We start from the raw sequence: 19,683 nt of genomic DNA, 5'->3' as shown, positions 1-19,683 counted from the left end.
ATACCGGCTTCGTTTATAGCAGTAGGGTATGGGTATGGATACCATTTTTCTGAGAAATGCTCGATTGCTCCCTTCAGGTATTCGGTAGAGCGATCCCAGCCGTCTTTGCCCTGGCTTTCTACCGGGTAAACCGACATGCTCATGGATTTTTTACCGCCCGGCAGGTTCACCCTCGCGGCATCCCAGATAAACGCTCTGGAGGCGCCAAATGCAACATCGCGGGTGTTCAGCATTTTGTAATGCCAGGTAAGTGTGCCTTTGTTTACAGGCCTTGATGATTTATCATTTATTTCGGCCGCTGTGCGGATCATAATGGTTTTATCGCTATTGCGGGCCGCCTCTAATCTGGCGATTTGTTTGGCAGTGAGTACTTCTTTTGGGTTTAGCAGGTCGCCGGGGCCGGCAACCAATACATCCCATGGAACGGTTACCGAATAGTCGATATCGCCGTATTCGCAGTAAAACTCGCCACTGCCTAAAAATGGCGCTGTTGCCCAGCCGCGGCTATCGTCATAAACACATACCCGTGGGAAGAACTGCGCTATCTCGTAGATCTTGCCGTTTTTGGTATCCAAATAGTCGGTACGGCCACCAAAATTACCGGGGATGGTATAATGGTACCTGATGCTTAATTTAATAATGCCTTTGCCCAATGGTTTTGCCAGGCGCACCTGCATCCGGGTATCGGTAATAACAAATTTAGCTTTAGTGTGGATATCGCCGGTAACAATATCTACCGCCTCAATCTGGTAGCCGCTAGTATGCTGTGTGGCCTGCGCGCCGGTAACAAAGTTTGAGCGGGCGTCTTTTTTATAAGTGTTCTGGTCCAGCTGAAACCAGAGATATTGCAAGGCATCGGGGCTGTTGTTGGTATAGGTAACATCGGCAGTGCCGGTTATTGTTTTGGCAACGGTATCCAGTTTTACAGCTAACCTGTAATCAACCCGGTTTTGCCAGTACTTTGGCCCCGGTTCGCCATTGGCAGAATGGAACTCATTTCCCTTTTCGGTATAAGGCAGGGGCGAGAACAGCACCGATGGCTGGTAATTGGTTGTGATGGTATCGTTAGCGTTTTTTTGAGCCTGTGCAAAAGTGGCCGAAAGCAACAACAGGGAAGCACCGATAAATTTTTTCATGTAATGAGGATATGCAGGGCAATATACAAAGCTTGCGGGAAATCGCTTTAAAAAAGGCTACGTCATGCCGAATTTATTTCGGCATCCCACACGCTCATGGACACAGCATAGTTTGTAACAGATAGGTGCATACCTAACCAGCGTGAATATCCTGAGAGATGCCGAAATAAATTCGGCATGACGATCCTCTTATCAAAAAAGTTTAAACCCTTTTATGGAAAAGTTAGCCCTGTTGCATCTTGTAGAAAAACACAACATTATGCAGCCCATTAAAAGTATCAGCATCCCGCAGCCCTGCCACCAAAACTGGAACCAGATGACCCCGGTTGAGCAAGGCAGGCATTGCACTCTATGCAGCAAAACAGTTACCGACTTTACCTCCATGACCAATTCCGAGATCATTAATTACTTTGTCAGGCAAGGCAATGTTTGCGGCAGGTTTGGCGAAACCCAGCTGGCGGATTTGAATAATTACCTTGCTGTAGAAGAGAAGCCCCGTTTCTCATGGAAGAAAGTAGCAATTGCCGCGGCAGTAACAAGTTTGTTTGCCACAGCAGATGTAAATGCGCAACGCACCTTAGGGAAAGTAAGGGTTGCACAGTCGATTAATCAGATAAAGGATACGCCCGGGATTGACAGTGTTACATACAGTACAATAAAAGGAAAAATAGTTGACGGCAGCGACAGTACCGCATTGCCCGGTGTAAGTGTAATGGTAAAAGGAACAGGCATTGGTACCCAAACCAACGTGAGTGGTGAATTGACACTACGGGTGCCATCAACAGCTGAAAGTTTGCACATATCATTTATAGGTTTCCAAAACTATGAAGCACAAATCAGTGACTTTGCAAACGAGCGCAAGTGTGTTTCGTTGAAAATGAGTGCAACGATGTTAGGTGAACCTGCAATTGTAATGAGGAAACGTCCTAATTTTATTAAAAGATGTTTGAATAAGGTAAAGCGGATCTTTTAACCAAGCATCTGCGCCAGCACACCCTCTTTTAACGAGTAGGTTGACATGGTAACATCTGTTAAAGCCAGCTTTTGCATCATATAAATGGTAAGCAAACTGGCTACTACGATCATATCAACCCGCACGGGAATAATACCTTTAATACTGGCGCGCAAGGCGTGGGTAGATTTGATGAGCAATTCTATCACGTCGAGCAGGTCATCGGTATCAAATTCATACACTTTGGTTTGCTCAAGGTTGAATTTCCTGCCTTTTTTTAGTTCGATAACCTCGGCGAAACTTTCAAATGCACCCGATGAGCCAATGAGCGTTTTGGGCTTATATTTTAAAGCAGCTGCAAAAAGGTCTATTAAAGTAGTATCCAGGAAACGGGTAAGTTCTTTAATGGAGGCAACGGGGATGGGGTCGGTTTGGTGGAATTTATCCATTAGGCGTGCAGCGCCTATTTCAAAGCTTTTCTTCCACAATACTTCATCCTCGTTGCAAATAATAAACTCTATACTGCCGCCGCCAATATCCATAATGAGCGCGTTACTATCGCTTAGGCAACCACTGGCATCAATGCCTCTGTAAATGTAACCGGCTTCCTCTTCGCCGTTGATGAGTTCTATCTGAATGCCTGTTTTTTGTTCTACCTGGCTGATGAAATCCTGCCCGTTAGCCGCACTGCGGATAGCGGATGTAGCGATGGCTTTAACAGCAGTTACCTTGTGTTCCAATATCAAATCCTGGAAACGCTGCATAGCAACCAGGCCGCGTGCAAAAGCTTCGGGCTGGATGGTGCCTTTGTTAATGCCGCCTTCGCCAAGTTTTACCGCTTCGGTAGTTTTAAATATGGTGGTGAAGTTATCCGCAGGGCCTTCGGCTATCAGCAGGTGAAAGGTGTTTGTACCGAGGTCCATTACGGCAATACGCTTGTTATCCATCGGCGGCTAAATTAAAAAATCCCTGCAAGAGTTTTGGCTAATACAGGGATTTTTTAAAGTTCGTAGTCTTGAGTTTAAAGTCGAAAGTCTTATGTCGAAAATTTAACGGACTTCAGACTCCGACTTTCGACTACAGACTTAAAAATCACTCTTTATAAAAAAACCATTTTACCAGTTCTTTATAACTGGCTTTTTTGCCATACATCAATACGCCAACCCTGTAAATGCGGGCCGCCACATAGGTGGTGAATAAAAAGCCGGCAACCATTAAGCCCATAGATAGGGCCAGTTGCCATGGCGCTACACCGCCAAATGGTATGCGTACCATCATGGCTACCGGGGCCGTAAATGGAATAATAGACAGCCATACCGCCAGTGGACTATCAGGCGCCTGGAATAATACTGTTACTGATAATAAATAGGTAAATAATAGCGGCAGGGTAATAGGGAACATAAACTGTTGCGTTTCGGTCTCGCTATCAACCGCCGAGCCTACAGCGGCAAATAACGCGCTGTACAGCAAATATCCCGTAAGGAAATAAAACAGGAAGCAACCCAAGATATAGCCAAAAGGTATGGTGGCCAGCGTTGTTAAAATGCCTGCCATACCCCCTCCCGGGCCGGATGTTTGACCTGCAATTTTGGTGGCGATAACAGAAAGTGCTATCCAGGCCGTAAATTGTGTTAAGCCCACCAGGCCCACGCCGATGATCTTACCCAGCATTAACTGGAATGGCTTAACCGATGAGATGATCACCTCTATGATGCGGCTGGTTTTTTCTTCGATAACACCACGCATAACCTGTGCGCCATAAATAAATAGCGCCATGTATATAAATATGGCGCAGGCAATACCAACCCCCATAGAAGTACCCACATTGGCATCTTTGGTGCCTGTTTCAGTAACCTCCATAGCGCTTATAGTTACTTTGTTCTTTTTAGCGGCGTTTAACAGGGCGGTATCAATATGGTTAGCCAGCATGGTGTTGGTTGATGCTATGTCGTTCATTTGATTCTCCACTTCGCCGGTAAGGGTGAACGATGGTTTCTTTTTCGAAAAGATCTGTACGGGCTTTTTATTGTAATCTTTCGGGATCATTAACACCGATAGGTCTTCGTTATTTTTCAACCCGGCTTTTTCGGTTTCTACAGATCCCGTAGCCGGTTCAAACTTGATGTTTTTTTCGTTACGGAATTTCCCGGCGAAAATGCTGCTTTCATCTATAACCTTTACTACCTGCGTGCTTTTTAGTTCACGGCTGTCTTTAGCTACGTAACCAATTAGTGCCGACATGCCCAGTATAAGCAGTGGTACCACAAATATCATCACGATAAAAGATTTTTTGCGTACACGGGTAATATACTCACGCTGTATGATCAATAATACTTTTTTCATGATTTAAGATATTTGTTTTACTTTTTCGATGAAGATCTCGTTCACGCTTGGGATAACCTCCTGCAGCATATTGATGCGTGTTTTAGGGATAAGGTATTGCAGTACATCATTAGCCGAGTTGTTGTTAAGCTTTAATTTAATAATGTGGCTGTTATCCTCGCCTGCAACTTCGCTGATGATATCAAAAGGTTGTGCACCATTAAAAACAAGTTGCTCGCCGGTGTACTCAACCAGGTAAGTATCGTTCTTGTACGAATTACGGATGGTTTTAACCCGTCCGTCCAGTATCTTATGCGATTTATGGATCAGCGCGATAGAATCGCAAAGTTCTTCAACAGATTCCATACGGTGGGTAGAGAATAGGATGGTTGCGCCTTTACGGTTCAGTTCCAGTATCTCGTCTTTAATGGCCTCGGCGTTAACAGGGTCAAAACCGCTGAATGGCTCATCCAGGATGATCAGATCGGGCTCGTGAAGCACCGTAGCCACAAATTGCGCTTTTTGCTGCATCCCTTTTGATAGTTCCTCTATCTTTTTATTCCACCAGGTTTCCATCTCCAGCTTTTCAAACCATACCTTAAGCCTTTTGGTGGCTTCTGCGCGGGTTAGGCCTTTAAGGCGTGCCAGGTAGATCATCTGCTCGCCTATCTCCATTTTTTTGTAGAGGCCGCGCTCTTCGGGCAGGTAGCCAATCCTGTCAATATGCGATTGGTTCAGGCGTTCGCCGTTAAAGTATACTTCGCCCGAATCTGGAGCGGTAATTTGGTTGATAATACGGATGAGTGAGGTTTTACCGGCGCCATTTGGCCCAAGCAGGCCAAATATTTTACCGCTTTCAACTTCAAGGCTCACATCGTCTAATGCGCGGTGACCGGCGTATTGTTTAACAATGTTGCGAATGCTTAGCATATCAGGGTTTGGTTTATATGCTAATTTAGATGTTATGAGCCATTTATTGTTACATTATTTATTCTTTGGATGATAGATGTGTAACCTTTTGACGGATTAAGTTAATTATTAGGCTATTTTATTAAAAATTATGAAACTTGCATTTAAGTGCCTGTAAATGTGTGTTTTTTGGAAATTATTGCCATGTTTTTTGCTAAAAAATAATTTTTGAAAACATATTTATTACTTTTTGGTTATAACGTGAAATAAAAGGTGCATTCACGTATAGGTAAAATGCACTGTATGTTGAATTTATATATTGTTTATCTAATTAGAAATTTATGAAAAAAGTATTATTATTAGTAGTTGCAGGCTTCCTGTATTTTGGTAACACCGCTAAAGCACAAACCGGCGCAACTTCGGCTGGTTTAACAATTGATTTTGGTGATGGTGCGACTTTGGTTGGCCCTGCAGTAAGGCATAATTTTACAAAGAATGGCATAGGCCAGGCCGAATTATTGTTTGGCGGTGGCGGTACCTATTTATCGGCTTACTATCAGTATCAGGATAAAATACGCAATGGCAATGGTTTAGACTGGTATATAGGTGTGGGCCCGCAGTTGGGTTTTGGCAACGGTAGTACCGATTTTTACATCAGGCCAATGGTTGGTTTAGATTATAAACTCCCAGGTACACCTTTAGACCTTGCTTTTGACTGGCGCCCGGCATTTTACGTTGGTGACAACTCTAACTTTACCGCTGCAAGATTTGGCTTAGGTTTCAGGTTCGCATTCTAAGGAGCAAAAAGATCATAATAGAAAAAGCCGCTGCAGATATCTGTAGCGGCTTTTTGTTGTTTATGGATTATTGGCACTTATTATTAACTTTAAAACATGAACCCCGATCTTGAAATAGAATTTAGCAAAGCACCGATACTGCAAGAAATTGACGCCTTAAAAAAGCAGATAGATGATATGCGCCCATTGCCTGCTGATGTAGAAGGCCGTGTAATGCAAAAGCTACGCCTGGACTGGAACTATAATTCTAATGCTATCGAGGGTAATAAACTAAGTTACGGAGAAACTGTAGCTTTTTTAATGGAAGGTATAACCGCAAAAGGCAAGCCTTTAAAAGACCATTTAGATATCCGCGGCCATAATGAGGCAATTAACTTCTTGCTTGATTTAGTTAAAGATTCAAGGCCGATATCAGAAGCCGATATCAGGGCGTTGCATAAGATGATATTGGTTGAGCCTTATAAAGTTGATGCTCAAACTGCAGATGGTAAATCTACTACCAAAACTATAAAGCTGGGTGAATATAAGCAGATGTCTAACCATGTGAAAACAGCTACGGGAGAAACTCATTATTATGCTACACCAGATGAGGTTAAGGTGAAAATGCCGGAACTAATTGAATGGTATAAAGAGGCGAACAGTTATGAGAATATACATCCCATTGTGGTTGCTGCTTTATTCCATCATAAGTTTGTAGCTATTCATCCGTTTGATGATGGTAATGGCCGTTTATCGAGAATATTAATGAATTTGATTTTGATGCAAAAGGGCTTTCCACCAGCTGTAATAATGATGGATGATAGGACTAACTATTATTCTTTATTAAGCAGGGCTGATAACAATGACAATTGGCCTTTTGTCGAATATATAGCAGAGCGGCTACAAAATTCATTGCAGCTATATTTAAAAGCGGCTAATGGAGGCGATATAGATGAGGACGAAGATATTGACAAGGATATAGCGTTATTTAAATTAGGATTATTGGGTAATACAAATTTAAAAGAAAAGCGTTCTGTAGTCTTAATCAACGATATTTTAAACAATGAAATCGATCCTCTAATTAATAAGCTAACACTAAAAGCAAAGCAATTCGAAGACTTGTTTTTTGAAAAATCACACGGGCTTGGATTTTATTTTATAGGGTCAGAAAAGACTGTCCCTTATGAAGTATTATCAGAGTTTACGAATTTATCATCAAACGCAAAAAGAGATCAAATGGTAAAAATACTAAATAGTATTGGAGTGGTTTTTTCTTTTAATAAATTCAAAAATAATATAAATGATTTCGATATTCTTGTTTGGATAACAATAGATTTCGATGAGTATAGTTATAGAGTCTCGGATTTTAATGATAAGCTAATTGTAAATAAGCTATATCACGAAAAACTTACATCAATAGACGAGAATAACATTGTTAAAGCCTTTATTAATGATATAAAGATTTTAATAAATAGAAGTATAACAAAGAAAAGCTTGGAATAGAAATCCAAGCTTTTCTTTGTTATGACCCCTTACTCAAAATACTCCTTCATCCGTTCAAAAAAGCTTTTTTCGTTTTTGCCCGGGTTGGGTTTAAAGTTTGGCGAGCCTTGCAGTTTTTCTAACGCTTCGCGTTCTTCGCGGCTTAGGGCTTTTGGTGTCCAGATGTTTACGTGAATCAGTTGATCGCCGCGGTGGTAAGAATTTACCTCCGGTACACCTTTGCCTTTTAAACGCAATATTTTACCGCCTTGTGTGCCCGGTTCCAGCTTAATTTTAGCCTTGCCATCAATAGTTGGCACTTCAATACTGGTACCTAATGCTGCATCAACAAAGTTTACATGCAGATCATATATCACGTTGTTACCGTCGCGTTTTAAAGTTTCGTGCGGAATTTCTTCAATCAGGATGATCAGGTCGCCGGGTACACCACCGCGTGGGGCAGCGTTACCTTTGCCGCTCATGCTTAACTGCATACCTTCGCTTACGCCGGCAGGTACGTTTATAGTGATGGTTTCTTCACCGCGTACAACACCGTCGCCGTGGCAAACAGTACATTTACTGGTAATGGTAGATCCTTCGCCGTTACAGGTAGGGCAGGTGCTGGTTGTTTGCATCTGGCCCAATATGGTATTAGTTACCCTGCGTACAGAACCCGCGCCACCGCAGGTTTTACAGGTAGAGAAGGATGATTTATCTTTAGCGCCTGTGCCATCGCAGGTTTTACAAAGTATCTGTTTGTTTACTTTTATCTTCTTTTCGGCGCCGTTGGCAATTTCCTCAAGCGATAACCTTACTTTGATACGCAGGTTACTGCCACGGGCAACCCTGCGGCCACCACCCTGGCGGCCACCGCCACCACCAAAGAAACCTTCGAACGGACTGCCGCCGCCGAATATATCACCAAACTGGCTAAATATGTCGTCCATATTCATGCTGCCGCCACCATAACCACCACCATTAGGTGATGAAGCGTTGGCCGCGTGGCCAAACTGGTTGTAGCGCTGGCGTTTTTCGGGGTTACTTAAAACCTCGTAAGCCTCGGCAGCTTCCTTAAATTTCTCTTCAGCTTCTTTATCGCCCTCGTTTTTATCGGGGTGAAACTTAATAGCCATTTTACGATATGCTTTTTTTATCTCATCAGCATCAGCGCCTTTGCTAACACCCAGCACATCGTAATAATCTCTCTTAGCCATCTTTTAAATTAATTATTGATTTATTGAATTAGTGATTTAGTGAATTAAAATCAGCTAAATCAATCTTATCTAATGAATTGTAAGTTGTGCAGAAGCTTAATCGCTAATTCACTAACTCATTAATTCACTAATTTCCCTTATGCGCCAACAATTACCTTAGCAAAGCGCACTACTTTCTCGTTAAGCTCGTAACCTTTTTCCATCTCATCAACCACTTTGCCTTTCATATCATCTGTTGGGGCAGGTATGCTGGTTATAGCCTCGTGCAAATCAGGATCAAAAGTGGTACCTATTGATTGCATTTCTTTTAAACCTTTTTGGGCCAATATACCTTTCAGCTTATGCTGTATCAGGGCAACGCCTTCTTTAACCGGTATTACATCGGTAACGGTATCCATTGAGCGTAATGCGCGTTCAAAATCATCAAGTACGGGTAACAAGGCAACAATTACATCCTTACCCTCGGTTTTGCGGGCATCCTCGCGTTCTTTAATGGTACGGCGACGGAAGTTATCGAACTCGGCATAAAGCCTTAAATATTTATCGTTAGCCTGAGATAACTCTTCCTTAAACTTTTCTTCGGCGGTAGGGGCTTCGTCAGTTTGGGTAGCCTGCTCTTGTCCGTCAACCTGTCCGTTCTCACTTGTCAAATCAGCAGTGTTTTCGGGAGTTTCTGAATTTCCTTTATTTTTTTTCTTTAGCATGTCATTAAAATTCATAGCAAATAGTGCTAATCAAGTATCCTGCCATCGGGTTAAACCCGACAACGTGTCAGTAATAATTAAATTTGTGTGAAAAGTTTGCAGATGCAGGGATAGTTGGCAGTTTTTAGTTGGCAGTTTGCACGTCATTTTAATTGCAAACTGCTAACCGCCTACTGTAAACAGATTATGCCATCTTTACATCTTCTAATACCTTGCCTGTTTCGCATTTAATAATACGCGACGGGAAGGTGCGGATGATATGATAATCATGTGTGGCAACAACTACGGCTGTACCACTCTGGCTAATTTGTTTCAATAGCAATACTATTTCTTCAGATGTATCAGGGTCGAGGTTACCGGTAGGCTCATCGGCCAGTATAATTTCGGGGTTGTTAAGCAATGCACGGGCAATAACTACGCGTTGCTGCTCACCGCCTGATAGCTCATGCGGCATCTTTTTTAGTTTAGAGCGCAGGCCAACTTTCTCCAAAACATCTAAAATACGGTCGGCAATTTGTTTTTTATCGTCCCACCCGGTGGCACGCATTACAAATTGCAGGTTTTGTTCAACAGACCTGTCAGTCAGTAATTGAAAATCCTGGAAAACTATACCCAGCTTACGGCGCAGGTAAGGTACATCTTTGGTGGCCAGTTTGCTTAACTCGTAACCGCAGGCGTGGCCGGTACCGCTGGCAATACTCAGATCGCCGTAAATAACTTTCAGTAAACTGCTTTTACCCGAGCCTGTTTGGCCAATAAGCCATACAAAGTCGCCTTTATCAATATGCAGGTTTACGTTTGATAAAACCAGGTGTTTTTGCTGAAAAATATCAACGTTATTTAGTTTTATAATAGAGTTTCCAATCATCTTATTTACAGCTCTAATTTTAATATTTTACCAAAGGGCAGGTCTTTAACAACGCCCATTATATAGTCGTACTTATCAGTAAGGCCAATTTTATCTAAAGATTTTTCGGGCCTGTCTACCCTGAAGTAAGCCAGTAAGGTGAATTTATCATCCCTTAGCTGCACGTAATCGGGTATTTTGGCAACGCCTTTTACTTTTATAATGTACATTTTTTTAGCTTGAAGCCGAAAGCACAAAGCTTAAAGCTTTAGGTTTCAAATTTACTTTTTTTAGCTGAAAGGAGTATCGTTATTCCGAAATAAGCTTTTGGCTTTAACCTTTTCGCTTTCAGCTCAATTGCGACAAGAACTCCATCGTATCAATACCATCGGCATAATCCCATAACTGCGGGTGCTGGCTTTTGCCAAAAGTAACTATCTGATTTTGGGTTTGTAGCGGTACTGTAGTTACTATACATTGCAGGTTGTCGGTTTGTTCCTGCAATTGTTTTTGTGCCGATTGCAGGTTGGTATACGTTTCGTAATGCAGGCATGACAGGGGCGAGGTTAAGCGCTCATCCTGCTTTAGCAGTAAGAAACCATTATCCAGATGTGCATCGCGGTTTACCAGGTAAATAGATTTGTTATAATCGTAATTGTTGTTGTATTTGTGGTGATGGATGATAGGGGCAAAGTGCTCTATCGATTCAAAAAAGAAATTGAACACGTATCCCTCAGGTACCAGCAGTTTAGATACATTGCGGCAACCCAGGCCGTAATAATCAAAAATATCGTGGCCAAGTGCTGCCAGTTCTTCTGCGGTTTCATTACCGGTAAGTAAGGCTATACTGTTACGGTTTTTGCGGATAATGTTGGGCACTTTGCCAAAATAGTACTCAAAATAGCGCGAAGTATTGTTGCTGCCGGTGGCGATGATGGCATCAAAATTTTCCAGCCTTTCTACAAAACTGAAGCTATCGGCGTATGAATTATCAATTTCAATCAGCTTATTCAGTACATACTTGATCAGGCGCGAATCCTGAGAGGATGCCTTTATAAGCGCGTGTTTGCCGGTTACTAATACGCAAAGCACATCGTGAAAACCAACCAGCGGAATGTTGCCGGCAAGTACCAACCCCACTTTTTTATTGTCCCCGTGGGTTAAATTGTATTTATTCAGCCATTCTTCCAGATCGGCTTTGTTCAGCATTTCGCCGGTTGCTTTTACAGCGTTCAATACACTTTCAGGTGTGAACCAGGCGTTGTACTGACGCTCGGTTTCGATGATGTCCATCAACTGCGCATTGGGCGCGGCAAGGTGTTTGCCTAATTCCGAAAATGTATTTACTGTATCTGTAATATTAAATTTTGACATATATATGTAAAGAGGGTAAACCCTTAAAGCCTTTTTTTGTTATATTTGCAGTGCCCGATTATGGGGCAAAGGTAAATAGAATACTACAAGAATATTTAAATAATATGGCGATTATAATCACCGATGAATGCATAAACTGTGGGGCCTGCGAACCAGAGTGCCCTAATAATGCTATTTATGATGCAGGTGCTTCATGGCGTTTTAGCGATGGTACAGATTTAAAAGGAATAATTGATTTTGGTGACGGTAATACCTTAAACGCAGAAGAAGCGCAAGCTGCCCTGTCTGACGATATTTATTACATCGTGCCTGATAAATGCACCGAGTGCGTTGGTTTTCATGACGAGCCGCAATGTGCTGCCGTTTGCCCTGTAGACTGTTGTGTGGATGATGAAGATGTTCGCGAAACGGAAGAAGAGCTGCATGCCAAAAAAGATTGGTTGCACGCAAATGGTTAATACCTAAAATATTTATAAAAAGGGGGGGACGCAGATAATGCTTTCCCCTTTTTTATTTAACAAAATTTTATTGCTATCTTAACGTATTAATCCTGTGATTATAAAAAATGGAATACGGAATTTGTAACCTGGCGGTGGTGCCCCTACGCGCTGAACCAAGCGATCGGAGTGAAATGGTATCGCAGGTTTTATTTGGTGAAGCTTTTGAAATTTTGGAGTGGAAGGACAAGTGGGTGCAAGTTACAACCGCTTTAGATAACTATACCGGTTGGATAGACCGCCTGCAAGTTGTTATGCTGGGCCACCTGGCGTATAAACGATTGCTGCAAACGCCGGCGCCGGTAACGTACCGTGCCATTACCCAGGCCTGGAAAATAATTGATAATACCGTAATATATCTGCCTGCCGGTAGTTCGCTTGCTTTTTTAGAAGGCACAACCAGCTATATAGGCGACCAGCGATACGACATCATAGGCGAAATAGGAGAAACAGATAGTATAGCTAACATAGCCCGGTCTTTTTTAAACTCGCCGTACCTATGGGGCGGCCGTACCCATTTTGGGATAGATTGCTCAGGTTTTACGCAGATAGTTTACAAACTGCAAGGCATTAGCCTTAAACGCGATGCCTCAATGCAGGCGCAGGAGGGGACGGCTGTAGATTCGGTACTTACCGCAAAATTGGGCGACCTTGCCTTTTTTAATAACGACGAAGGGCGCATTACCCACGTGGGCATTATTTTAGGCGCAGGCAAGATTATCCATGCATCGGGTAAGGTCAAAATAGATTCGATAGATACCCAGGGCATTTACTCGGACGAGTTAAAACGCTATACGCACAGGTTGAAAATTATAAGGCGGTATTTTTAAAACGATACGTCCCAGGTAATTACCTTCTTGTCATCGCTTGCAGATAATAACTGATCGCCGTTCCAGGCAAGTTTATTGATGGATAGGGCATGGCTTGCATACCCCTTCTCCCGGCTAATGATCTTGCGCAGTTTAAAATCAGCAGCATCCCAAATCTTAATGCTTTTATCCATGCTGGCCGTTGCAAAATAGGGCCGGGTAGGGTGAAAAGCGATGTGGTTAACGGCAAACAAATGCGCCGGGATATTTTGGATAAGCGTGTACGTTTTATTGTCCCAGATCTTTACCTGCGCATCGCGGGCGCCAGATACAAGGTAATCGCCAACTGGCGAATATTGCAGCGAGAAAACGGCCATGGTATGGCCTATCAATGCTTTTATGGGGCTGTAATCTTCCAGATCGTAAACTACCACGCGGTTATCGCGGCAGCCAAAAGCTACCCGGTCTTCGGCTGGGTTTATGGTAATACAGCGGATGGTATCGTTTGATACCGGTATACTATGCAATAACGCCAAAGTTTCTAAACTCCATACAGATACGGTACCATCTTCTGAGGCGATTAGTAACTCGTTCTTTTTAGCAGACGATTTGATATCAAAAACAGGTTTTACATGGTGCCTTAAACGATGGGTTATCTTCTGCTCAATAAAGTTAAATACAAGCACTTCGCCACTACGCAGGCCTGCAAACATCAGCGGGTAACCCACGGGGCAGTGGATGGCGTAAATAGAAGCCATTACCGGGAACATCACTTTGATGAACGAATTGCTCTCCAGGCTCCATTCTACCAAGCCTTTATCATTACCGCCTGTAAACAAAACCCCTGGCTTTTGTGAAAGCTCGAGGCTAAATATGGGGTTGCTATGGCCGGTTAGTTCTGCTGATTTTTGTACTTCCATTTTATGGGTTCATAGTTCATATATCATAGTTCATGGTATTTGAGCTGCTATGAACCATGAACTATTCGCAAATGAACCTATTGATGTCTTCCTTCTAAATTCTTTGCTATGCGCTCCAAATTTAAGCCTTTTTCTTTTAGCAGTACCAGCAGGTGAAACATCAGGTCTGATGCCTCATCAACCAATTCGGTTTCGGTTTCATACAGTGCGGCTATTACCACTTCAACACCTTCTTCACCCACTTTTTGGGTGATTTTTTTAAGGCCTTTTTTACGCAGTTTGTTGATGTACGATTCTTCTGTTGGGTTCTCGTACCTGTCGGTGATGATATTCTCCAACTGCATCAAAAAGTTTTGATTGTACTCTGTTTTAAAACAGCTGCGCGAACCGGTATGGCAGGTTGGGCCATCGGCTTTAACTTTTATCAGCAGGGTATCATTGTCACAGTCGATATGCATGCTTTTTACGTGCAGATAATTTTGACTGGTTTCGCCCTTTGTCCACAAGCGGTTTTTTGAGCGCGAGAAGAAGGTAACGATGTTTTCCTGAACGGTTTTGTCGTATGCTTCCTGGTTCATGTAACCCAGCATCAGCACCTCAAGCGTTTGCTCGTCCTGTATAACTACCGGTACTAAACCGTCTGTTTTGTTAAAGTCGATGTTAAATGTCATTATCAATTTTATTGCGGAACTGATCTAACTTGTTCCAATATCTATCTAATTTTTGCCAGTAGTCTTTTGTGAATTTTTTCGCCCACCAATATCTTAAACCGGATAATTTCCTACTAAAGATTTTATCGCCTATGATTTTTTTTTCAATTTTATCTATAAGCCAATCTTCATCAAACCCTTCCCATTCACCAGCTGGATCATAAGTGTTGAATTTTAAAACCGGATAAACCTCAAAGAAGTCGATTTTTTTCACTTCATCAATAGAATATGGACTCTCATAAATAACTTTAAGTATATCCAGCAGTTGAAGATCATCTAATTCGGTATCTAAATAGAATTGAGATAACGCAATCCAGACTGGGCGTCGTTGATAAAGTTGATATGATTTTTCAATATTCATATTAAACCCTCACCTCAATATGATTCTCTCTTAAAACTGATTTCAAATCGGGTATCAGTATCTCACCATAATGGAACACTGAAGCTGCCAGCGCGGCATCTACATTACTTTGCTGAAAAACATCAACAAAGTGCTGAACCGAACCCGCACCACCCGATGCGATCACCGGAATATTTACCGTATTGTTTACTAAGGTAAGTAAACCGTTATCAAAGCCGGCCTTTGTACCATCATGGTCCATGGAGGTAAGCAGTATTTCGCCTGCGCCACGGCTTTCGGCCTCTACGATCCAGTCTAATGTTTGTTTTTCTGTTGGTAGCCGCCCCCCATTCAGGTGAACGATGTTTTTATCGCCCATCACCCGGGTATCAACCGCTATTACCACAAACTGCACCCCGAATGCTTTGGCCAGTTCATCTATCAAAGCCGGGTTACGTACCGCTGCCGAATTAATGGAGATCTTATCTGCCCCGGCGTTTAGCAGCGCATCAGCATCGGCAATTTCATTAATGCCACCACCTATGGTGAATGGAATATTGATTTGCCTGGCAACTGACTTAACCAGCTCTACCATAGTTTTACGGCGCTCAACAGTAGCGGTAATATCCAAAAAAACCAGTTCATCAGCACCTTGCTGTGAGTAGTTCCAGGCCAGTTCTACCGGGTCGCCGGCGTCGCGCAGGTCAACAAAGTTCACACCTTTTACAGTGCGGCCGTCTTTAACGTCAAGGCAGGGGATGATTCTTTTTGCGAGCATGGGTTTTAGTAGAGGACTATGTCATTGCGAGCGATAGCGCGGCAATCTCGTAGGATGCATAGCGTTATGCAATAGCTACGAGATTGCCGCGTCGCTACGCTCCTCGCAATGACATATAGTTATATGGACATAAGGGATTCCAAATTCCAGTTTTTGATCTCTTCGATGCTGATATGGTCTTCGTAAATGGCTTTGCCTACTACGCAGGCTTCAACTTTAATTTTACTTAGTTCTTCAATATCTTTCATAGAGCTTACACCGCCCGATGCGATCAGTTTGATGAACGGCGAATGGTCAAGCAGTTTGCTGTACAATTCAACACCGGCACCGCCCAGTTTACCGTCTTTATTAATATCGGTACATAAAAAACGGAAGAAACCCAATTGCAGACACTTGTCCACATAATCCATCAGTTTGATGGGCGAGCTTTCCATCCAGCCGGAGTATTTGATCACCTCGTCCAGCACATCAATGGCAATAACCACTTGGTCGCTGCATTTGTCGCGGCCGCATACCTCTTTACTTAAATCGTCTAAAAACGATGGGTTGGTAATAGCTTGTGTGCCCACAATAACGCGGTGCACGCCCGAGTCTATCAGTTGTTTTACCTGGTCAATACTGCGGATACCGCCGCCATACTGCACCTGCATATCCGTTTTACGGATCACATCAAACAGGTATTGCTGGTTGCTAAAATCGCCTTTAGCGCCGTTCAGGTCAATTATATGGATGAAATTTGTACCATTGCTCTGGTACTTTTCAATCATTTCCTCAAGTGTAACGTCGTACTCTGTTACCTGCGAGTAGTCGCCTTCGCGCAGACGCACAACCTTTTTGTTAAGAATATCAATAGCAGGAATAATATACATGATTTAAATTTTTGAGAAGTTTTTTAATAATGTTTCGCCATAAGTGCCCGACTTTTCGGGGTGAAACTGCACACCGTAAAAGTTACTATGCCAAATTGATGCCGAAAATTTATTTATGTAACTGGTTGAAGACAAAGTGAATGATTGGTCATACTCAATAAAGTATGAATGTACGAAGTAAAAGTGTGACCCCGTGGGTATATTTTCAAATAAAGGATTTTCTTTTTCGGGATAAACCTGGTTCCAGCCGGTGTGCGGCACCTTAAAACCACCCTCATGTGGAAATTTCAATGTTTTGATGGGGAACAGGTTCAATAATTGTGCATTCCCTTCTTCGCTATATGCTGTAAGCAATTGCATGCCCACGCAAATACCCAATGTAGGTTTTTTAAGCGCCTTTATGGCAGGTACCAGCCCTGTTTGTTCCAGTTTATGCATAGCAGCACCGGCATGTCCTACTCCCGGGATGATATAACGATCGTACTGCTCCAGGTCGGCCTTGGTATTCACCATACCATAGGCAATGCCCAGCCTGTCTAAAGCTGCAGTAAGCGAGAAGATGTTCCCGGCGCCGTATCTGATAATGCCTATCATATTTGTTAGAGTCAAGATAGTAGAGTCAAGAATCAAGAAAAGAACGGATGTCTTGTCTCTTGATTCTTAACTCTTGTTTCTATTCTACAAAAGTCCTTTAGTACTTGGTAAAACCATTTTATTAACATCGCGCTTTACGGCCATTTTTATGGCTTTGGCAAAGGCTTTAAATATAGCTTCTATTTTGTGATGTTCGTTTTGCCCCTCTGCTTTTATATTCAGGTTGCATTTTGATGCATCGCTGAATGATTTGAAAAAGTGATAGAACATTTCTGTTGGTACATCGCCCACTTTTTCGCGTTTAAAATCAGCATCCCAAACAATCCAGTTGCGGCCGCCAAAGTCAATTGCCGCCTGTGCCAGGCAATCATCCATCGGGAGGCAAAAACCATAACGCTCAATCCCCATTTTATTGCCCAAAGCGGTAGCAAAAACTTCGCCTAAGGCAATGCCGGTATCTTCAATTGTGTGATGCTCGTCGATATGCAGATCGCCTTTGGCAGTTATTTCCAGGTCGATGCCGCCATGGCGGGCTATTTGATCAAGCATGTGATCGAAAAAGTGGAGGCCGGTCGAGATCCTGGCTTCTCCTGTACCATCCAAGTTTAACTTGATGCGAATATCGGTCTCCTTAGTAACACGACTGTGCTCTACAACACGCTCGCCAAGTTTTAAAAATTCGTAAATTTCTTTCCAGTCGATAGTTTGCAGGGCTACCACGTTGGTAATGTCATCATCCGTTTTAAACTCACCGTCACCCAGTCCCGATTTATTATTTAACCAGATAGCTTTTGCGCCGAGGTTTTTGGCCAGCAGTACATCGTTTTTACGATCGCCAATGGTAAAGGAATTTATCAGGTCGTACTTTGTCGCATCCAGGTATTGGGTTAATAAACCTGTTGCCGGTTTGCGGGTAGGGGCATTATCTGTAGGCCATGTGCGGTCAATAGCTTCGTAGCTAAAATTTACACCCTCGTTCGCAAACGTTTTAAGGATGAAATTATGCACCGGGTAAAAGGTATCCTCGGGATATGATGCCGTGCCCAAACCATCCTGATTGGTAACCATTACCAGCTCATAATCAAGTTCGGCGGCAATTTTTGGCAGGTATTGCAAAGCGCCGGGGTAAAACGTAAGCTTCGCGAACGAATCTATCTGCTCATCAGGTGTTTCGTTGATCAGGGTTCCATCGCGGTCAATAAAAAGTATTTTTTGCAGCTTGCTCATTATTATTTGTATTGCTGTAAGGTTGATAGCAGTGTTTTATTTTCATCGGGCGTGCCAATGGTGATGCGCAGGCAGCCCTCGCAAAGCTCTACTTTCGAGCGATCGCGGATGATGATACCATGCTGAACTAAAAAGTCATAAATAGCCTTGGCATCAGTGGTTTTTACGAGGATGAAGTTGGCATCAGAAGGGTAAATGTCAAGCACAAAATCAAACTCCTTTAAGGCCAGTACCAAGCTGTCGCGCTGCTCAAGCGTTTCTTTTATCCATAGGTTTACCAGCGATACATTGTTTAGCGCCTGTAAAGCCAGTTGTTGTGATGCCTCGTTCACATTATACGGCGGTTTTACCTTGTTCATCACCTCTATGATCTCTTCGCTGGCGAAGGCCATGCCTACACGCAGGCCGGCCAACCCCCATGCTTTTGATAGGGTTTGCAACACCACAAGGTTGGCGTACTCAGTCAGTTCCTGTATAAATGTTTTTTGCCTGCTAAAGTTGATGTATGCTTCATCTATCACCACAATGCCGTTAAAGTTGGCCAGCAGGGTTTCAATATCATCGCGGTTGATGGAGTTGCCCGTTGGGTTATTTGGCGAGCAGATGAAGATCAATTTGGTATTTTTATCAATAGCCTCTGCAATGCCTTCCAGGTCGAGCTGGTATTCTTCGGTTAGCAAAACCTTACGTGCCTCTACATCATTAATGTTGGCCGATACCTGGTACATGCCGTAGGTTGGCGGTACAATGATCACGTTATCTACCCCCGGGTTACAAAAGCTACGGAACAGGATGTCAATAGCCTCGTCGCTGCCATTACCTAAAAATATATTTCGCGGTGGCACGCCTTTTATCTGGCTCAGCTTTAGCTTAACCTGGTATTGCAAAGGGTCGGGGTAGCGGTTATAGGCAGTTTCCAGCGGCGAACCGTAGGCATTTTCATTGGCATCCAAAAACACACTGGCCTCGCCCGTGTACTCATCCCGCGCAGAAGAGTAGGGGGTTAGGTTTTTGATGTTTTCGCGTAGTATGTTGTTTAAATCGAACATTGTATTCTTTATTTCCGTCCGTCATTGCGAGGTACGAAGCAATCTCAGACTATTCATAGCCAATATGCCTATCGGGAGATTGCTTCGTACCTCGCAATGACGCGTGGGTCTTAGTTATTATTCATCCTCACACTCACTGCATTCCGGTGCGCGTGCAGGCCTTCCATTTCGGCC

Annotated in this window: 21 protein-coding genes and 1 pseudogene; 5 read left to right on the top strand and 17 right to left on the bottom strand. The window is 43.1% G+C overall.

Annotation, left to right across the window (positions count from 1 at the left end; translation table 11 throughout):
• Positions 1-1,136, bottom strand: a pseudogene (locus WC615_RS15495) (M1 family peptidase); the annotation flags it as partial.
• Positions 1,137-1,350: 214 nt separating this feature from the next.
• On the opposite strand from WC615_RS15495, the gene WC615_RS15490 reads away from it, so the two are divergent.
• Positions 1,351-2,109, top strand: a complete 759-nt coding sequence (locus WC615_RS15490) for a carboxypeptidase-like regulatory domain-containing protein (protein WP_372978986.1) — start codon at positions 1,351-1,353, stop codon at positions 2,107-2,109.
• Here WC615_RS15490 and WC615_RS15485 read toward each other — a convergent pair.
• The 3 genes from WC615_RS15485 to WC615_RS15475 all read right to left on the bottom strand — a co-directional run bounded on the left by WC615_RS15485 (position 2,106) and on the right by WC615_RS15475 (position 5,340).
• Positions 2,106-3,035 (bottom strand): exopolyphosphatase, encoded by a 930-nt coding sequence (locus tag WC615_RS15485; RefSeq protein WP_372978985.1) that lies wholly within the window; start codon positions 3,033-3,035, stop codon positions 2,106-2,108. The genes WC615_RS15490 and WC615_RS15485 overlap by 4 nt on opposite strands.
• Before the next feature lie 145 nt (positions 3,036-3,180).
• The gene (locus WC615_RS15480) at positions 3,181-4,431 is read right to left on the bottom strand and encodes an ABC transporter permease (RefSeq protein WP_372978984.1); all 1,251 of its coding nucleotides are present in this window, start codon (positions 4,429-4,431) and stop codon (positions 3,181-3,183) included.
• Positions 4,432-4,434: 3 nt separating this feature from the next.
• The gene (locus WC615_RS15475; protein ID WP_372978983.1) at positions 4,435-5,340 is read right to left on the bottom strand and encodes an ABC transporter ATP-binding protein; all 906 of its coding nucleotides are present in this window, start codon (positions 5,338-5,340) and stop codon (positions 4,435-4,437) included.
• A gap of 320 nt (positions 5,341-5,660) precedes the next feature.
• On the opposite strand from WC615_RS15475, the gene WC615_RS15470 reads away from it, so the two are divergent.
• Together WC615_RS15470 and WC615_RS15465 are read left to right on the top strand one after the other, a co-directional pair.
• Entirely contained in the window at positions 5,661-6,116 is a 456-nt protein-coding gene (locus tag WC615_RS15470) for a hypothetical protein (protein WP_372978982.1), read from the top strand.
• Between the two features lie 96 nt (positions 6,117-6,212).
• Positions 6,213-7,598 carry a Fic family protein gene (locus tag WC615_RS15465; RefSeq protein WP_372978981.1) on the top strand — a complete coding sequence of 462 codons (1,386 nt, stop codon included), beginning with the start codon at positions 6,213-6,215 and terminating at the stop codon, positions 7,596-7,598.
• A gap of 29 nt (positions 7,599-7,627) precedes the next feature.
• Here WC615_RS15465 and dnaJ read toward each other — a convergent pair whose 3' ends face one another.
• From dnaJ to WC615_RS15440, 5 genes are all read right to left on the bottom strand, one after another.
• On the bottom strand, positions 7,628-8,791 hold the full coding sequence (dnaJ, locus tag WC615_RS15460; RefSeq protein ID WP_067061856.1) for a molecular chaperone DnaJ: 1,164 nt from the start codon (positions 8,789-8,791) through the stop codon (positions 7,628-7,630).
• Between the two features lie 137 nt (positions 8,792-8,928).
• The gene (locus WC615_RS15455) at positions 8,929-9,495 is read right to left on the bottom strand and encodes a nucleotide exchange factor GrpE (protein WP_372978980.1); all 567 of its coding nucleotides are present in this window, start codon (positions 9,493-9,495) and stop codon (positions 8,929-8,931) included.
• A gap of 184 nt (positions 9,496-9,679) precedes the next feature.
• Positions 9,680-10,363, bottom strand: a complete 684-nt coding sequence (locus WC615_RS15450) for a cell division ATP-binding protein FtsE (protein ID WP_191176266.1) — start codon at positions 10,361-10,363, stop codon at positions 9,680-9,682.
• A gap of 5 nt (positions 10,364-10,368) precedes the next feature.
• Positions 10,369-10,572 carry a fructose-6-phosphate aldolase gene (locus WC615_RS15445; protein WP_191176267.1) on the bottom strand — a complete coding sequence of 68 codons (204 nt, stop codon included), beginning with the start codon at positions 10,570-10,572 and terminating at the stop codon, positions 10,369-10,371.
• 118 nt (positions 10,573-10,690) lie between these two features.
• Positions 10,691-11,716 carry an acyl-CoA reductase gene (locus WC615_RS15440; protein ID WP_372978979.1) on the bottom strand — a complete coding sequence of 342 codons (1,026 nt, stop codon included), beginning with the start codon at positions 11,714-11,716 and terminating at the stop codon, positions 10,691-10,693.
• A gap of 104 nt (positions 11,717-11,820) precedes the next feature.
• Here WC615_RS15440 and WC615_RS15435 point away from each other — a divergent pair, with 104 nt between their 5' ends.
• Together WC615_RS15435 and WC615_RS15430 are read left to right on the top strand one after the other, a co-directional pair.
• Positions 11,821-12,174, top strand: coding sequence for a 4Fe-4S dicluster domain-containing protein (locus tag WC615_RS15435; RefSeq protein WP_372978978.1), 354 nt, complete (start codon positions 11,821-11,823; stop codon positions 12,172-12,174).
• A gap of 107 nt (positions 12,175-12,281) precedes the next feature.
• Positions 12,282-13,043 (top strand): C40 family peptidase, encoded by a 762-nt coding sequence (locus WC615_RS15430; protein WP_372978977.1) that lies wholly within the window; start codon positions 12,282-12,284, stop codon positions 13,041-13,043.
• Here the strand turns inward: WC615_RS15430 and WC615_RS15425 are convergent.
• From WC615_RS15425 to hisC, 8 genes are all read right to left on the bottom strand, one after another.
• Positions 13,040-13,942 (bottom strand): WD40 repeat domain-containing protein, encoded by a 903-nt coding sequence (locus WC615_RS15425; RefSeq protein WP_372978976.1) that lies wholly within the window; start codon positions 13,940-13,942, stop codon positions 13,040-13,042. The two genes, WC615_RS15430 and WC615_RS15425, sit on opposite strands and share 4 nt — an antisense overlap.
• Positions 13,943-14,019: 77 nt before the next feature.
• A complete protein-coding gene (gene hisIE / locus WC615_RS15420; protein WP_372978975.1) occupies positions 14,020-14,613 on the bottom strand; it encodes a bifunctional phosphoribosyl-AMP cyclohydrolase/phosphoribosyl-ATP diphosphatase HisIE in 594 nt (197 codons plus the stop codon).
• Positions 14,603-15,013 (bottom strand): hypothetical protein, encoded by a 411-nt coding sequence (locus WC615_RS15415; protein WP_372978974.1) that lies wholly within the window; start codon positions 15,011-15,013, stop codon positions 14,603-14,605. Before WC615_RS15415 ends, hisIE begins: the two co-directional genes overlap by 11 nt.
• A 1-nt stretch (position 15,014) precedes the next feature.
• The gene (gene hisF / locus WC615_RS15410; RefSeq protein WP_372978973.1) at positions 15,015-15,770 is read right to left on the bottom strand and encodes an imidazole glycerol phosphate synthase subunit HisF; all 756 of its coding nucleotides are present in this window, start codon (positions 15,768-15,770) and stop codon (positions 15,015-15,017) included.
• Positions 15,771-15,889: 119 nt separating this feature from the next.
• The gene (locus WC615_RS15405) at positions 15,890-16,639 is read right to left on the bottom strand and encodes a HisA/HisF-related TIM barrel protein (RefSeq protein WP_372978972.1); all 750 of its coding nucleotides are present in this window, start codon (positions 16,637-16,639) and stop codon (positions 15,890-15,892) included.
• Positions 16,640-16,642: 3 nt separating this feature from the next.
• Positions 16,643-17,233: an imidazole glycerol phosphate synthase subunit HisH gene (hisH, locus tag WC615_RS15400; protein WP_372978971.1), complete on the bottom strand. Its 591-nt coding sequence runs from the start codon at positions 17,231-17,233 to the stop codon at positions 16,643-16,645.
• Between the two features lie 84 nt (positions 17,234-17,317).
• A complete protein-coding gene (hisB, locus tag WC615_RS15395) occupies positions 17,318-18,460 on the bottom strand; it encodes a bifunctional histidinol-phosphatase/imidazoleglycerol-phosphate dehydratase HisB (RefSeq protein WP_372978970.1) in 1,143 nt (380 codons plus the stop codon).
• A gap of 2 nt (positions 18,461-18,462) precedes the next feature.
• Complete coding sequence (gene hisC / locus WC615_RS15390; RefSeq protein WP_372978969.1) at positions 18,463-19,509, bottom strand: histidinol-phosphate transaminase; 1,047 nt, start codon at positions 19,507-19,509, stop codon at positions 18,463-18,465.
• Positions 19,510-19,683: the final 174 nt, after the last annotated feature.

Source organism: Mucilaginibacter sp. (genome assembly GCF_041663085.1).
Taxonomy (GTDB): Bacteria; Bacteroidota; Bacteroidia; order Sphingobacteriales; family Sphingobacteriaceae; genus Mucilaginibacter.
Note: the sequence above shows the minus strand (reverse complement) of the source record. Positions and strands in the feature narration are given on the sequence as shown.

Excerpts from the sequence above, each read along its gene's own strand:
- WC615_RS15490 (WP_372978986.1), top strand. The coding sequence starts at position 1,351 with ATGGAAAAGTTAGCCCTGTTGCATCTTGTAGAAAAACACAACATTATG.
- WC615_RS15485 (WP_372978985.1), bottom strand. The coding sequence starts at position 3,035 with ATGGATAACAAGCGTATTGCCGTAATGGACCTCGGTACAAACACCTTT.
- WC615_RS15480 (WP_372978984.1), bottom strand. The coding sequence starts at position 4,431 with ATGAAAAAAGTATTATTGATCATACAGCGTGAGTATATTACCCGTGTA.
- WC615_RS15475 (WP_372978983.1), bottom strand. The coding sequence starts at position 5,340 with ATGCTAAGCATTCGCAACATTGTTAAACAATACGCCGGTCACCGCGCA.
- WC615_RS15470 (WP_372978982.1), top strand. The coding sequence starts at position 5,661 with ATGAAAAAAGTATTATTATTAGTAGTTGCAGGCTTCCTGTATTTTGGT.
- WC615_RS15465 (WP_372978981.1), top strand. The coding sequence starts at position 6,213 with ATGAACCCCGATCTTGAAATAGAATTTAGCAAAGCACCGATACTGCAA.
- dnaJ (WP_067061856.1), bottom strand. The coding sequence starts at position 8,791 with ATGGCTAAGAGAGATTATTACGATGTGCTGGGTGTTAGCAAAGGCGCT.
- WC615_RS15455 (WP_372978980.1), bottom strand. The coding sequence starts at position 9,495 with ATGCTAAAGAAAAAAAATAAAGGAAATTCAGAAACTCCCGAAAACACT.
- WC615_RS15450 (WP_191176266.1), bottom strand. The coding sequence starts at position 10,363 with ATGATTGGAAACTCTATTATAAAACTAAATAACGTTGATATTTTTCAG.
- WC615_RS15445 (WP_191176267.1), bottom strand. The coding sequence starts at position 10,572 with ATGTACATTATAAAAGTAAAAGGCGTTGCCAAAATACCCGATTACGTG.
- WC615_RS15440 (WP_372978979.1), bottom strand. The coding sequence starts at position 11,716 with ATGTCAAAATTTAATATTACAGATACAGTAAATACATTTTCGGAATTA.
- WC615_RS15435 (WP_372978978.1), top strand. The coding sequence starts at position 11,821 with ATGGCGATTATAATCACCGATGAATGCATAAACTGTGGGGCCTGCGAA.
- WC615_RS15430 (WP_372978977.1), top strand. The coding sequence starts at position 12,282 with ATGGAATACGGAATTTGTAACCTGGCGGTGGTGCCCCTACGCGCTGAA.
- WC615_RS15425 (WP_372978976.1), bottom strand. The coding sequence starts at position 13,942 with ATGGAAGTACAAAAATCAGCAGAACTAACCGGCCATAGCAACCCCATA.
- hisIE (WP_372978975.1), bottom strand. The coding sequence starts at position 14,613 with ATGACATTTAACATCGACTTTAACAAAACAGACGGTTTAGTACCGGTA.
- WC615_RS15415 (WP_372978974.1), bottom strand. The coding sequence starts at position 15,013 with ATGAATATTGAAAAATCATATCAACTTTATCAACGACGCCCAGTCTGG.
- hisF (WP_372978973.1), bottom strand. The coding sequence starts at position 15,770 with ATGCTCGCAAAAAGAATCATCCCCTGCCTTGACGTTAAAGACGGCCGC.
- WC615_RS15405 (WP_372978972.1), bottom strand. The coding sequence starts at position 16,639 with ATGTATATTATTCCTGCTATTGATATTCTTAACAAAAAGGTTGTGCGT.
- hisH (WP_372978971.1), bottom strand. The coding sequence starts at position 17,233 with ATGATAGGCATTATCAGATACGGCGCCGGGAACATCTTCTCGCTTACT.
- hisB (WP_372978970.1), bottom strand. The coding sequence starts at position 18,460 with ATGAGCAAGCTGCAAAAAATACTTTTTATTGACCGCGATGGAACCCTG.
- hisC (WP_372978969.1), bottom strand. The coding sequence starts at position 19,509 with ATGTTCGATTTAAACAACATACTACGCGAAAACATCAAAAACCTAACC.